This window comes from Novosphingobium sp. (genome assembly GCF_965228995.1).
GTDB lineage: Bacteria > Pseudomonadota > Alphaproteobacteria > Sphingomonadales > Sphingomonadaceae > Novosphingobium.
The window spans coordinates 1,458,286-1,471,376 of sequence record NZ_OZ245852.1; the positions used below are offsets into that span (position 1 = coordinate 1,458,286).

The following is a 13,091-nucleotide window of genomic DNA, read 5'->3' on the forward strand; positions in this document are numbered from 1 at the left end:
CGCTCGTGGTTATGCAACCTCAAGTTGACTTGAGGTCAAGGGATTTTTCCGGGGATTCGCAATGCTCGCCAAATCGGCCAAAGGCCGCAACGATCTGGTGCCGATCGGCATGGTAGCACAGCGCACCGGGCTCGCCGTATCGGCCATCCGCTACTACGAGGATCGCGGCCTGATCGCCTCGGTCCGCACCGGGGGCAACCAGCGCCGGTTCCTGCGGTCCGACATCCGCCGGTTGAGCTTCATCCTCATCGCGCAGCGGCTCGGCTTGGGGCTTGCGGAGATCGAGCGCGAGCTGGCCTCGCTGCCCCATGGCCGCACGCCGACGGTGCTCGATTGGCAGCGGATCAGCCGGTCCTTGCGCGGCGAGATCGATTCCCGCATCCAGCTGCTGACGCGCACGCGCAACAAGCTCGACGAATGCATCGGCTGTGGCTGCCTCAGCCTCGATCGCTGCCAGCTCTACAACAAGGGAGACCGCGCAGCGGCGGCCGGGCCAGGGCCGCGGTTTGTGCTGGATTAAATCCCGAGCGCCTTGCGCAGTTCGGCGTTGATGCGTGACTGCCAGCCTTTGCCGGTGGCGCGAAACTTTTCAACCACATCCGGATCAAGCCGAAGCGTTACCTGCTTCTTGGGGTTTTCCGACACAGGGCGGCCGGGCCGGGTAAGTGTGCCGTTGGCCGCCCTAACCAGCTTACCCCCGACATACAGGGCAGCACGCTGGAACTGATCCTCCGTCCATTCCGGCAGATCGTCATCATCCCAATCGGTGGGCAAATCTGCGCTGTTCTCGTTCATTGCACCGTCTCATTGAAATGACGCGGATACCCCGCTCGGTTTCGGTCCAGGCGAACATGACCATACGTTCGTTCAACAGGCCGTACGTCTGATACCTCGGTTCGGGGTACGCAAATCGATCATCGTGCAGGGTCAAAAGCGGCCCATCGAGCACTTTGGCAACATCAACGAAATCAAGCTCTCGTTCGAGCAGCGTCCATTGGCGCTTGGCCTCATCGTATGTGATTTCCATGGTCAACCCATCTGCAACACGTCTTGCCAAGACTGAGCGTCGAAGGGCTGACTAGTCATCGACAGTAACCTAATTAAAGTAACTACAAGATTTGTCAAGCCCCGGCGCTCGCCAGCAAACTCTCCGCCCCTCCCAGATCGACACTGACGAGCCGCGAGACGCCGCGCTCCACCATCGTCACGCCGAACAGGCGGTGCATTCGGCTCATCGTGACGGCGTTGTGGGTGACGATGAGGTAGCGCGTGGTGGTCTCGGCGGCCATGGCGTCGAGCAGGTCGCAGAAGCGCTCGATGTTGGCATCGTCGAGCGGGGCGTCGACTTCGTCGAGCACGCAGATCGGCGCGGGGTTGGTGAGGAACAGGCCGAAGATCAGCGCGACGGCGGTGAGCGCCTGTTCGCCGCCGGAGAGCAGGGTCAGCGATTGCAGGCGCTTGCCCGGCGGCTGGGCGAAGATCTCGAGCCCGGCTTCGAGCGGATCGTCGCTGTCGACGAGCGCGAGATGCGCTTCGCCGCCGCCGAAGAGGCGTGCGAAGAGGCGGCGGAAGTGGGCGTCGACGGCCTCGAACGCGGCGCGCAGGCGTTCGCGGCCTTCGCGGTTGAGCGCGCCGATCGAGCCGCGCAGGCGGTTGACGGCCTCGGCCAACTCGGCCTGTTCGGTGACGACGGCGATGTGCTGGGCTTCGGCTTCGGTCAGCTCGGTTGCGGCGACGAGGTTGACCGGCCCCAAGCGCTCGCGCTCGGCGATAAGGCGATCATGCGCGGCGGATTCCTCGGGCGCGGCGGAAACGTCGCTGCCGGGAAAGCCGATGCGTTCCGGAAGGAGCGGCGGCGGGCACTGGAAGCGCTCGCCCGCGATACCGGCCATTTCCTGGCGGCGCTGGTCCTCGTTTTCGGCCCTGGCGGCCAGTGCGGCGCGGGCCTCGCGCGCGGTGGCGAGCGCTTCGCTCGCGGCGGCGAGCGCCGTCTCGGCGGTGCGAGCCTCGGTCTCGCTGCGTGCAAGCGTGGTTTCGGCTTCGGCGAGCGCGGCGGCATAGCGTAGGCGCAAGGCTTCGGCTTCTGCCAGATCGCGCGCGAGAGCGGGGGGCTTGGCGGCAACGATGGCGCGCTCTTCGGCAAGGTCTTCGGCTTGTCCGGCCATGGCGGCGAGCCGCCGGGCGGCGTCACCCGCGCGGGCCTGCCAGCCGCGGATGTCGCCGCGCAGGGCCGTGAGCCGCTCCTTGCCGACCGCGACCGATTGGCCATGCGCCGCAACGGCCGCCATTGCCGACTGGTAGGCGGCGCGGGCGCGGTCGTTCTTCTGGCGCTCGGCTTCCACGGCGGCCCGCCCGGTGGCGGGATCGGGAAGTGCGGCGCGGCGGGCTTCGGCTTCGGCCAGATCGGTTTCGGCGGACTGGCGCTGGGCGGCAAGATCGCCGGCGGCGCGGTCGATCTCGGCGCGGCGGGCGGCGAGCCGGGCCCGCGCCGCCTCAGCCTGATCGAGCGCGCGCAAGGCGCCGCGTTCGGCGTCCGCAGCGGCGGCAAGCGCGCGTTCGCTGGCGGTGAGTTCAGTCTGCAATCGGGCAAGCTCGGCCTGTGCCCGTGCAAGTTCGGCTTGCGCCGCGTTGCTGGCGGCCTCGGCGGCTTCGGCGGCCTTGCGGTGTTGGGGAAGCGCGGCTTCCAGTTCGGCAAGGCGGTTCTCGGCGGCGAGGATGGCGGCTTCTGCGCCGCCCTCGCCGCGCGCGATGAAGCCGTCCCAGCGGCGCAAGTGGCCGTCGCGGGTCACCAGCCATTCGCCGGGGGAGAGAGGTTCGCCTTGATCCACATCGGCGACGCGCACGAGGGCGAGGCGCGCGGCGAGTTCGGGCGGGCACTTCGTTACGTGGTGGATCAGCGCATCGGTGCGCGGAGCGGGGGCATCGGCACCCGTCCAGAACCGGCCATCGCCAGCAGGTGCTGCGCCCAGCGGGGCAGCGGCATCGCGGCCAAGCACGGCGGCCAGCGCGCGCTCATAGCCCGGGGCGGCACGCGCGGCTCCAAGCGCGCTGGGGCCTTTGCCGGTGCGTGCCGCAGCAGCCTCGCGCGCAGCCTTGTCGCGGGCGAGCGCGGCGGATTCGCGTTCGAGGCCGACGAGATCGGCGCGCGCCGCGGCAAGTTCGGACGCTGTGGCCTCGCGCGCGGCGGCAAGGCTTTCGCGCGCCGCGTTCAGGCGCTCACGCTCGCCGGTCAGGCGTTCGCGCGCCGTGCCCACTTCCGCGAGCGATGCAGCAGCTTCTGCGCGGCGGGCTTCGGCGGCGGCCATGGCCTCTGCCGGATCGGGTTCGGCTTCCAGCGCCCGCAGTGTCGCGGCGAGGCGCGCGTCTTCGCCATCGAGGCGAGTAAGGCGCTGGCGGGCGGCGGTGAGCGCGGCCTCGGCGACGCGCCACTCGGCCTCGATCCCGGCCTGCTCGGCAACCATCGCGGCCAGCGCGAGTTCAGCAGCGCGTGCGGCCTGCTCGGCAGCGGCTTCGGCTGACTTGAGCGCAGGACCTTCACCGCTTTGCGCCGCGAGTGCGGTCTCGGCAGCGGCAAGATCGGTTTCGAGCCGGGTCAGCGCTTCGGCGGCATCGCGGGTGAGGCGGTCGGCCTCGCCGCGTTCGTCCTCGATGCGGCGGATCTGCCGGTCGATATCGGCAAGGCGCTGGGCGGCAGCTTCGGCCTGCGCGGTGAGCGCGGCAATGCGCTGGCCTTGCGCGGCGGCGTCCTGCCGGCGATCGAACAGCGCATCGCGCGCGGCGCTCTGGGCGGCAGCGGCGGCGTGCTGGGTTTCCTGCGCGGTGCGAGCGGCGCCTTGCGCGGCGGTGACCGCGTCTTCGGCGCGGCTGGCAGCAGCGCGGGCTGCCTCGGCCGCAGCGGCGGCATCGCGCCAGCGCGCGAAGATCAGCCGCGCTTCTGCCACGCGGATGCGTTCGGAGAGCTGCTTGTAGCGCTCCGCCGCGCGGGCCTGCCGCCGCAGTGTGCCGACTTGCGCCTCCAGCGTGAGGATCAAGTCGTCGAGCCGGGCGAGGTTGGTCTCGGTGGCGCGCAGCTTGCTTTCGGCGTCCTTGCGGCGGACGTGTAGGCCGGCGATGCCCGCCGCTTCCTCCAGCATTGCGCGGCGCTCGGCGGGGCGCGCGGCAATTACGGCAGCGATGCGGCCCTGGCTGACGAGCGCGGGGCTGTGCGCGCCGGTGGCAGCATCGGCAAAGACCAGCGCAACGTCCCTCGCGCGTACGTCGCGTCCGTTGACGCGGTAGGCGCTACCTGCGCCGCGCTCGATCCGGCGGACGACTTCGAGTTCGCCGCCGAAGGGGCCGGAGGGGTCCGTCTCGGCATTGAGCAGGACTTCGGCAAAATCGCGCGCGGGGCGGCTGGCGGTGCCGGCGAAGATCACGTCTTCCATGCCGCCGCCGCGCATGCTGCGAGCGGAGCCTTCGCCCATGACCCAGCGGATCGCTTCGAGCAGGTTGGACTTGCCGCAGCCGTTGGGGCCGACCACGCCGGTAAGACCAGGTTCGATCCGGAGCTCGGCAGGTTCGACGAAACTCTTGAAGCCCGAGAGCTTCAGGCGCGTGAACTGCATGGGAACGCGGCTGGCAGCGCCGCCCCCGTCAGCCATGCGATGCGCCCCCGCCCCGCATGGATCAGGTCAGTTCCTGCCAATCAACGCGCGCCGGCCTGCTTCAGGATGGGCTCGAGCGCGTCCCACGTCGCCACTTCGACATTCTTGCCGTTGACGATGAAGGTCGGCGTACCGGTCACGTTGTAGGTATCGCCCGCCTTGGAAGTGTCGTTGGCGAGCTTGGTCGCGGCGTCAGACTTGGCGAGGCACTGCGCGCCCTGGTCCTTGGCAATGCCGCGCGCGGCGAAGAAATCGATCAGTCCGCCCTGTTCGCCGATGGCCTTGAAGATCTGGTCTGGCGGCAGGTTGGCGGCCTGAAGCTTCGGGCCGACCGGCTGGAGCTGGTCGAAGATCGCCTTCTGGTTGGTGTAGACCTGCTCGGTCAGCGCGAAGAAGCTGTCCGGCGAGCCGCAGCGCACCAGCATGGCCATCGTGGTATCGTAGGGATCGCGCACGAAGTTGCGGAATTCGAGGCTGACGGTGCCCTTGGCGACATAGTCGTCGCGAAGGTGCGGGTAGCCCTTTTCCTCGAACTCGGCGCAGTGCGGGCAGGTGAGCGAGCCGAACTCGATCACTTTGATCGGCGCATTGGGGTTGCCCATCACGTAGCCGCCTTCGGGCGTGACCGAGACGACATCGGACCAGGCCTTGCCAGCTGGCGGCGGCACGGCATTGAGCGGTGCACCGGCGGCGACTGTCGCGGCACCGGAGCCTGCGTCATCCTTCTTGCCGCAGGCGGTGAGGCCGAGCGCAAGCGGAAGCGCGATCAGCGCAAGGAGAAGGCGGCCGGGCGTGAAGAGCTTGGTCTGCATGGGATCGGGGTTCGCTTCGCTCGTGAAAGAAAACAGACGGAATGGTGCTAGCCGATTGGCCGGCGGGAATGAAGTGGCGCGCGCAGTGCGCCGGGGATTATCGCGCCTTAGCGCAGGCGCGCTTCGATCTGCGGCTTGAGCACGGCCCAGGAGTAAGTCCCGCTCAGCGGCACGCCATTGAGCACGAAGCTGGGGGTGCCGGTAACGAAGTCCTTCTCGCTTGCGTCCTTGGTGCTCTTGGCGAGGCGTTCGGCGAGCGCCTTGTCGCCAAGGCAGCGATCGACTTCGGGGCGATCATAGCCGCGCGCTTCCATCAGCGAGTAGAAGCCGAGGTCGCTCGCGATGGCGCGTGTCCGCGCCGCGAAATCGGTGTTCGACCAGCGCGCCTTCTGCGCATCGGTCAGGCTGGCGAGCGGGGCCATCCAGGTCGTCTGGTGGCGCAGGAAGGCGCTGTGGTTGCCGAAGAACTTCGAGGCAGGGCCGCAGTGGGTCAGCAGAGCGACCGTCAGGTCGATCGGATCGCGCACGTAGCTGCGCACCTCGATCGAGCCCTTGCCCGTGGCGACGAAGCCGATGCGCAGCTGGGCATCGGATTCCTCTTCGAAATGCGCGCAGTGCGGGCAGGTGTAGCTGATATATTCGACGAGCTTTACCGGCGCGTTCGGATTGCCAAGCAGGTGGCTATCGAGCGGGGTGCGGACGACGACGTTGTTCCAGTTGAGCTTGGGCGCAGGCGGTGCGGGCTTGCTTGCGGCGGTCAGCAGCGCCGCGCCGCACAGTGCGGCGAAGAGGAGGCCCAGGGTCTTCATCATCTTGTGCATCGTCAGTCTTGCTTCCCGTTTACGTCGCCCCATCCGCATCGCCGAGGCTGCGCGCCAGCGATTCCAGCACTGTCCGCAGTTCCGGATCGCCGATATCGCGCAGGCTGTCACCCAGTTCCATCGGAATCGGCTTGAGCGAGGGCGGTGCGGTGCGCAGCGGACGCTGCGCATCAGTGGAGGCCGGCGGCTGAACGGCGCCTTGCCGCAGCTTGATCCGCGCAACCGCGCGATAGCCGAAGAACTGGTTCACGCGCTCCATGATCTCGGGGATCACGTGCTGGATCAGCGGGGCATGCGCGGGCGTGACCACCAGTTGGAGAATACCGTCCGCCTTTTCGCCGGGCGGGAACCGGATCGATTCGGGCGCGCAGTGGCGGGCATGCGCAGCGCCGACGATCTCGCCCCAGCGCGAGACGACCGAGCTCTGCACGAAACCGAAGCGGCGGAAGGCGGTACGCCCGATCGTGGGCATGAGATCGGCGATGGCCCGCGCCTCTCCGCCGCGCGGGCGTTCATAAGTGCGCGGCGCGGCGGGCGGCGTGGCTGCCTTTTTGGCGCTTTTGGGAGGTGGGGGCGGATCGCGTTCCATTGTCGCCGCCGCCATGCCATAGCCGCGCCATGCAGGCCAGTGGCGAGAGCGTTCAGATCGGTGATGCAGGGGCCGTCGGGGCGGCCCTGCTCTCTTGGTATGACGTGAATGCGCGGCGTCTGCCGTGGCGGACGCCGCCGGGTGGCGCTGGAAGCGAAGCGGCGCCGGATCCCTACCGTGTGTGGCTTTCCGAAGTCATGCTCCAGCAGACGACCGTGGCGGCGGTGCGGGCTTACTACGCCAGGTTCCTCGAACTCTGGCCCACCGTGGAAGCGCTGGCGGCAGCGGCGGATGCCGATGTCATGGCCGCGTGGGCGGGGCTGGGATATTATGCCCGGGCGCGCAACTTGCTGGCCTGCGCACGCGAAGTGGCGCGGAGGGGCGGTTTCCCGCGCGACGAGGAAGGGCTGCGCGAACTGCCCGGGCTGGGAGCCTACACCGCCGCGGCCGTCGCGGCGATTGCCTTCGGAGAGCGCGCAGTCGTCGTCGATGCCAATGTCGAGCGGGTGGTTTCGCGCCTATTCGCGATTGGCGAGCCGCTGCCCGGCGCGCGCGCCGCGATCCGCGCCGCGACAGATACGATCACGCCGGACACCCGCGCGGGCGATTTTGCGCAGGCGATGATGGACCTCGGCTCCTCGATCTGCACGGTGCGCGGGCCGCGCTGTCTGCTTTGCCCACTGGCCGATCATTGCGCGGCGCGCGCGGCCGGCACGGCGGAATCCTATCCGGTCAAGGCCGCGAAGCAGGCCAAGCCGACCCGCACCGGCACCGCCTTCTGGATCGAGCGGGGCGGCGCTGTGCTGCTGGTGCAGCGCGAGGGCAAGGGGATGCTCGGCGGGATGCGCGCGCTGCCTGATGATGGCTGGTCGGCCAGGGCCGATGGGCATGGCACGCCGCCGATCGCCGGGGAATGGCGCACCGCCGGCATGATCCGCCATGGTTTCACGCATTTCGATCTCGAACTGCAATTGATGCTTTGCCGCAGCGCCGATTGCGCTAGTCTGCCGCCGGGAGAGTTCTGGCCGGTCGACGCAGTCGAGGCGGCAGGGCTGCCCACGGTTTTTGCCAAGGCCGCCCGCCTGGCGCTCGCAAACAGGTAGTTCATGCAAGATCAAACGCTTCAGCTTTCCCGGCGCTCCCTGCTGCGGTCTGCGGGCTGGCTTGGTGCTGGCCTCGCCGGTTCGGCCATGCTGCCCGGGCGCCTCCTCGCGCAGGCTTCCACCGAGCAGATGTACCCGGCGGTGACCAATCTGGTGTGCGATTATGTCGCCTCTGGCCGGCTTCCCGGCGCGGTCGTGGCGCTCGGTTGGGGCAGCGCGGCCCCGGCGCAGATCGCGCGCGGCACGCTGGCGTTCGATTCGGCCGTTCCGGTCGATCTCGATAGCCTCTACCGGATCTATTCGATGACCAAGCCGATCACCGGCATGGCGGCGATGATGCTGGTGGACGCGGGCAGAATCGGGCTCGACCAGCCGATCAGCGATTTCCTCCCCCGGTTCGCCAGGATGCAGGTGCAGGTGACGCCGGACGGCTCGATCACCGATCTGAAGCCCGCGCAGACGGCGATCACCCTGCGCCACTTGCTGACGCACACCGCCGGCCTCGGCTATACGATCATCCAGAAGGGGCCGATCAAGGAGGCCTACGAGGCCGCCGGGCTGGTGCCCGCGCGCGCAACCAGGCTCGCCATACCGCCCTTTGGCGGCGTGGCCACAGCGCCCACTCTTGCCCTGTTCGCAGACAGGCTCGCCGAAATGCCGCTGGTCTATGAGCCGGGCACGAAGTTCAGCTACTCGGTTGGCCTCGATCTCGTCGGCCGCCTGATCGAGGTTGTCTCCGGGCAAACGTTCGATGCCTTCCTGGCCGAGCACTTGTTCGGCCCCTGCGGGATGACAAGCACGGTCTGGCAGGTCAGCGCCGCGCAGGCGCCACGGCTCACCACCAATTACCTCCTGCACGATGGCAAGACCGACCCGCTCGATCCCGGTGCAACGTCGATCTACCTCGATCCGCCTGCCTTCCCCTTCGGCGGGGCGGGCCTTGTCAGCAGTCCGCGCGACTATGATCGCTTCCTGATGATGCTGGCTGGCGGCGGCCAGATCGGCGGAACGCGGGTGATGAGCGAGGCGGCGGTGCGGCTTGGCACCAGCAACCTGCTGCCGCAGACCGTGGATCTTGCTGGCTCGTGGATCGAAAACGCAGGCTTCGGCGCTGGCGGACGGGTCGGGCTGGGCGCAGACGCCGGCACATACGGCTGGTCGGGCGCGGCGGGCACCACAGGCTTCGTCAACACCCGCGTGGGCCTGCGCGCGGGGATGTTCGTGCAGTTCATGCCCTCGATGGCGCTGCCGATCCAGGAGGAGTTCCCCAAGGCGGTGCTCAGCGATGTCTCGGCCATGAAGAAGGCGGCGTAACCTGATGCTCTACAGACCCGATCCCCCGATTGCGTTCACCGGCGGGGGAATTGACCGTGCCGACCACATCCGCGCCGATGAGAGCAAGCTGGCCGAACTGATGAACTGGCGCGCGCGCCTGCTGCGGCTCGACGGGCTCGATCCCGTGATCGGCGACGAAGGCACGCTGGTGTGGGGCACGCTGGCCGATGCCGCGCCGGAGGATGAGCTGGTGTTCCTCGGCCTCGATGGCGAGGGCCGCGCCTGCTTTGCGGCGGTTGCCCCCACGCTCAAGGGCAATCCCGGCCCGGCCAATCCCCGCCTGTGGGGCGCGATGGCCTCGCTCCCGGCGGGCGATCTAGCCACTTATGGCGGTGCCCGCGCGCTGGTCGATTGGCACGCCCGCCACCGCTTCTGCGCGCGCTGCGGCTATACCACCAAGCTCGGCAAGGGCGGCTGGCAGCGCAAGTGCACCAACATGGATTGCAAGGCGGAGCACTTCCCGCGCGTCGATCCCGTCACCATCATGTCGGTCGAATGGGAGGGCCAGCTGCTGCTGGGCCGCCAGCCGCGCTTCCCCCCGCGCCGCTATTCGGCGCTGGCGGGCTTTGTCGAGCCGGGCGAATCGATCGAGGAAGCCGTGGCGCGCGAAGTGTTCGAGGAAGCCGGTGTGCGCGTGCGCGATGTGCGCTATGTCGCCTGCCAGCCTTGGCCGTTTCCCTCCTCGCTGATGATCGGCTGCCACGCCTATGCCGATGATCCCGCCATCACCATCGACAAGACCGAGCTCGACGACGCGCGCTGGTTCACGCGTGACGAGGTGGTCTATGCGATGGAAGCCCTGAAGACCGGCACCGAAGACGCAATTGACCAAGGGGCCTTCATCGCCCCGCCGCCGTTCGCGGTGGCCCATCACCTCCTCAAATGGTGGATCGAGCAATGAGTGAGCCAGTACCCGTAACCGTCGATATCTGGTCCGATGTCATGTGCCCGTGGTGCGTGATCGGCCACAACCAGCTCGAAACCGCGCTGGCGGGAATGCAGGATGAAGTGAGTGCCACCGTCCGCTTCCATCCCTTCGAGCTCAATCCTGATATGCCCGAAGCGGGCGAGGAAAGCGCCGCGCATATCCAGCGCAAGTACGGCCGCACCCCCGATCAGGCCGCCGACGCGCGCGGGCGGATGGCGCAGGCCGCCGAAGCGGCGGGCTATTCCTTCCACTACACCGGAGAAGGCGATCCGCCCCCGGCGATGATGTGGAACACACGCCTCGCGCACCGCCTGCTCGTCGCCGTGCTGCGCGATCACGGCCCGGACCTGCAGGTCAAACTCAAGCGCGCCCTGTTCGACGCCCACTTCCAGCAGCGCCGCCGGATGAACGACCCCGCCGTGTTGACCGACATCGCCGCCTCCGTCGGTATCGACCGCACCGAAGCCGCCGCCGCGCTGAACGATCCCGAGATCGACGCCATCGTCGAGGCCGGCGAACAGCAGGCGTGGGACTGGAATATCAGCGGCGTCCCCGCGATGATCATCAACGGCAAATACATGATCCCCGGCGCACAGGATCCAGCGACCTACGCCAACATGCTGCGGCGGGTCGTGGCGAAGGAAGCGGCGCTGGCGGCTGCGGGGTAGGGGAAAGAGGCCTCTCGCTCATCCTGAGCTTGTCGAAGGACGGGCAAAGGCTATCGCCCTTGCATACTGATCACTCCTGCTTGGCGCAGTCAGGACAAAGGTTTGTGCAAGTGAGCTGTGTTTTCGCAGCCCCGCGCTTATTCTGATTTCTTGTCTATCCTTTAGCGTTCACCGCTTTGGCTTTCTTCGGAGGCATCGGCCTCCTTTGCTAATCTTTCTTCGAGTTCCTTTAATTCACTGCGATCAGCTTCACTGTGAATCCGAATGCCTACCGCACCTGCCTGCATAGCGTCTTCTACGCTCTCAAACCAAATGCGAGGCATCAGTTTGTTCACTCGCATTCGGCCAGATGGGCCGCGCATCCAAACGAAATCGCCATCATCGGCAATGATGTCGATCCCGAATAGCGGGAGGTGAATCAGCTTATCCGCCGGGATGCGCGCCCAAGGCATTGTTCAAGCGACCAGATCGAGAACCGGTTCAATCGTTGAAAAGGGCTCGGCAGATTCAACTGGCACAGAGAGCTTTCCTACGGGTGAAACCTTGGTTCCGATCTTTAGGTCATCAAGACCAAAGAAGTGCCTACCATAGGATGCGAGCGTGTCGATAACGAGCGCATTCACCCCATCTTCGTCATGAACATCGTAGCAAAAGAGTGGTTCAGACGACGAGCAAACGGTCAGAAGGCCGTCTGCGTCTTTAGACACCTCGATTCGCAGATTGGCGATATGGGCCTCAAAAGCCTTCAGATCTTTTTCCGACATATCACTTCCTTCCGGAGTGCGGCACGCGCACTCTTACAAATTTTCGATTATAGGCAAGCGCAAACACGCTTACGCACAGATTTCAGGCTGGCGCGCGCATGGGCATAAGGCATGCGCGGCAAGCAAAAGCTGCGGCAAAGCCATATGGTAGAACGGTGCCCATCGTCGTAAGTTCCCATGAGTCAGAAATCGCAGACTAGCGCTTCCTGATTAATAGATGGTGTCCCATAGAGGAAAATTCGAGGGGAATGCCAGCACATTTTATCGGGCGCCGTAGGCGCGCGCAACGCCACCAAGCGCAACAGCGCCCGCATCCTTCGACAGCAGTCGGCTGCTGGCTGTTGCACCGGCAATGCTAAAAGCTGCCTCCCGGGAGGATCTCCTAGAGCTGAGCCGAAGCCTGGAAACGGAACCACTCGACTGGATTGGCGTGAACAAATATAGAACAAAACAGCGAAAATCAATCCCCAATCAAGACCAATTTGGCGCAAACGGAGAGGATTACGGTGACACTTTACTAAATCCCCAAACCCTCTCTCGTCGGCCCGTGCTTGACACGGGCCTTGGCTTGTTTTGGCGGCAAAAAGCCCAACCCCGTGTCGAGCACGGGCCGACGAGGTTGTACGATGATGGCGTTCCATTGACACATCAGGTGATTCCCACACCCCCGCAGTCAATCTCGAATAAATAACAGACGCGTCTGTTATTTATAAAGCGCTGTCCTACAGCTGCCACCTTTCGGCATAAGCTGGGAATGGCATCCGAATCCCCACAAATCCGCCACGTCCGGCTTTCACCGCCTGTCTGGAAAGGCAGCGCCTGGGCCTTGCAGTTTTCGCTCTGGACTGTGTCAACTGTGTCAACTTGCCGCCACCAGCCCCCTCCCGGCAGGCTCCGCTCAGGTGAAACGTCAGGCCAGCCCCAGCTTCGCCAGTTCACCCGCAAGGCTCGGCGGCAGCAGCTCGGCGCTTTCGCCGTCCGCCAAGTCGGCGGGGGCGTCGGCTTCTTCCAGATAGCGCCAGCCCTGGTGCGCGCGCTTGGGCTTGGGGTGCACGTCGACGAGGTGCGTCGAGATCACGATTTCGGTGCGACCGTCGGCAGCTTCCTCGAAGCCGAGGATCTCGCTGCGCGCGACGAGCTGGTGCTTGAGGATCCAGTAGACCGAGCCGCCGATCATCTCTTCGTGGCGCTTGGGCAGATAGCGCGTGGTGAGCCGCGCAGACTCGCGGCGGGTCTTGAACCAGCCGTGCAGGTCCTCGAACGAGGAGGCCCCGAAGGCGACCTTGGTCATGTGGAGAGGCATGAAGGACTTTCCGATCTGGCAAACCGCCCGTCCCAAACCCCGTCCATGCTGAGCTTGTCGAAGCACTGTCTTTCTTCCTGCGACGGGCCGTGGGCGCAAAAGGAAAAGAGCGGTCCTTCGACAAG

General features: G+C 66.4%; 14 protein-coding genes. 5 read left to right on the forward strand and 9 right to left on the reverse strand.

All coding sequences use genetic code 11. From position 1 onward, the window contains the following. Positions 1–61 precede the first annotated feature (61 nt). Positions 62–520, forward strand: a complete 459-nt coding sequence (soxR, locus tag ACO056_RS06885) for a redox-sensitive transcriptional activator SoxR (protein ID WP_421853766.1) — start codon at positions 62–64, stop codon at positions 518–520. Here soxR and ACO056_RS06890 read toward each other — a convergent pair. The 6 genes from ACO056_RS06890 to ACO056_RS06915 form a co-directional block, all read right to left on the reverse strand. Next, positions 517–795, reverse strand: a complete 279-nt coding sequence (locus ACO056_RS06890) for a BrnA antitoxin family protein (protein ID WP_421853768.1) — start codon at positions 793–795, stop codon at positions 517–519. The genes soxR and ACO056_RS06890 overlap by 4 nt on opposite strands. Continuing rightward, positions 755–1,027 (reverse strand): BrnT family toxin, encoded by a 273-nt coding sequence (locus tag ACO056_RS06895; RefSeq protein ID WP_421853771.1) that lies wholly within the window; start codon positions 1,025–1,027, stop codon positions 755–757. The genes ACO056_RS06890 and ACO056_RS06895 overlap by 41 nt, the downstream gene beginning before the upstream one ends. Before the next feature lie 94 nt (positions 1,028–1,121). Beyond that, positions 1,122–4,604, reverse strand: coding sequence for a chromosome segregation SMC family protein (locus ACO056_RS06900; RefSeq protein ID WP_421855342.1), 3,483 nt, complete (start codon positions 4,602–4,604; stop codon positions 1,122–1,124). 80 nt (positions 4,605–4,684) lie between these two features. Beyond that, a complete protein-coding gene (locus tag ACO056_RS06905; protein ID WP_421853774.1) occupies positions 4,685–5,455 on the reverse strand; it encodes a thioredoxin domain-containing protein in 771 nt (256 codons plus the stop codon). 107 nt (positions 5,456–5,562) lie between these two features. Next, complete coding sequence (locus tag ACO056_RS06910; RefSeq protein WP_421853777.1) at positions 5,563–6,276, reverse strand: DsbA family protein; 714 nt, start codon at positions 6,274–6,276, stop codon at positions 5,563–5,565. 19 nt (positions 6,277–6,295) lie between these two features. Next, positions 6,296–6,865, reverse strand: coding sequence for a DUF721 domain-containing protein (locus ACO056_RS06915; RefSeq protein WP_421855345.1), 570 nt, complete (start codon positions 6,863–6,865; stop codon positions 6,296–6,298). A 29-nt stretch (positions 6,866–6,894) separates the two neighbouring features. Here ACO056_RS06915 and ACO056_RS06920 point away from each other — a divergent pair, with 29 nt between their 5' ends. From ACO056_RS06920 to ACO056_RS06935, 4 genes are read left to right on the forward strand one after another with little or no spacing between them, the layout of a single operon-like run. Beyond that, entirely contained in the window at positions 6,895–7,968 is a 1,074-nt protein-coding gene (locus tag ACO056_RS06920) for an A/G-specific adenine glycosylase (RefSeq protein WP_421853780.1), read from the forward strand. 3 nt (positions 7,969–7,971) lie between these two features. Beyond that, positions 7,972–9,282, forward strand: coding sequence for a serine hydrolase domain-containing protein (locus tag ACO056_RS06925; RefSeq protein ID WP_421853783.1), 1,311 nt, complete (start codon positions 7,972–7,974; stop codon positions 9,280–9,282). A gap of 4 nt (positions 9,283–9,286) precedes the next feature. Continuing rightward, positions 9,287–10,204 (forward strand): NAD(+) diphosphatase, encoded by a 918-nt coding sequence (nudC, locus tag ACO056_RS06930; protein ID WP_421853786.1) that lies wholly within the window; start codon positions 9,287–9,289, stop codon positions 10,202–10,204. Continuing rightward, positions 10,201–10,899, forward strand: a complete 699-nt coding sequence (locus ACO056_RS06935; RefSeq protein ID WP_421853789.1) for a DsbA family oxidoreductase — start codon at positions 10,201–10,203, stop codon at positions 10,897–10,899. Before nudC ends, ACO056_RS06935 begins: the two co-directional genes overlap by 4 nt. 161 nt (positions 10,900–11,060) lie before the next feature. Here ACO056_RS06935 and ACO056_RS06940 read toward each other — a convergent pair whose 3' ends face one another. The 3 genes from ACO056_RS06940 to ACO056_RS06950 all read right to left on the reverse strand — a co-directional run bounded on the left by ACO056_RS06940 (position 11,061) and on the right by ACO056_RS06950 (position 12,966). Further along, on the reverse strand, positions 11,061–11,351 hold the full coding sequence (locus ACO056_RS06940) for a hypothetical protein (protein WP_421853792.1): 291 nt from the start codon (positions 11,349–11,351) through the stop codon (positions 11,061–11,063). 3 nt (positions 11,352–11,354) lie between these two features. Beyond that, positions 11,355–11,663, reverse strand: a complete 309-nt coding sequence (locus ACO056_RS06945; RefSeq protein WP_421853794.1) for a hypothetical protein — start codon at positions 11,661–11,663, stop codon at positions 11,355–11,357. Between the two features lie 910 nt (positions 11,664–12,573). After that, positions 12,574–12,966 carry a DUF1489 family protein gene (locus ACO056_RS06950; protein WP_421853797.1) on the reverse strand — a complete coding sequence of 131 codons (393 nt, stop codon included), beginning with the start codon at positions 12,964–12,966 and terminating at the stop codon, positions 12,574–12,576. Between the last annotated feature and the right edge of the window lie 125 nt (positions 12,967–13,091).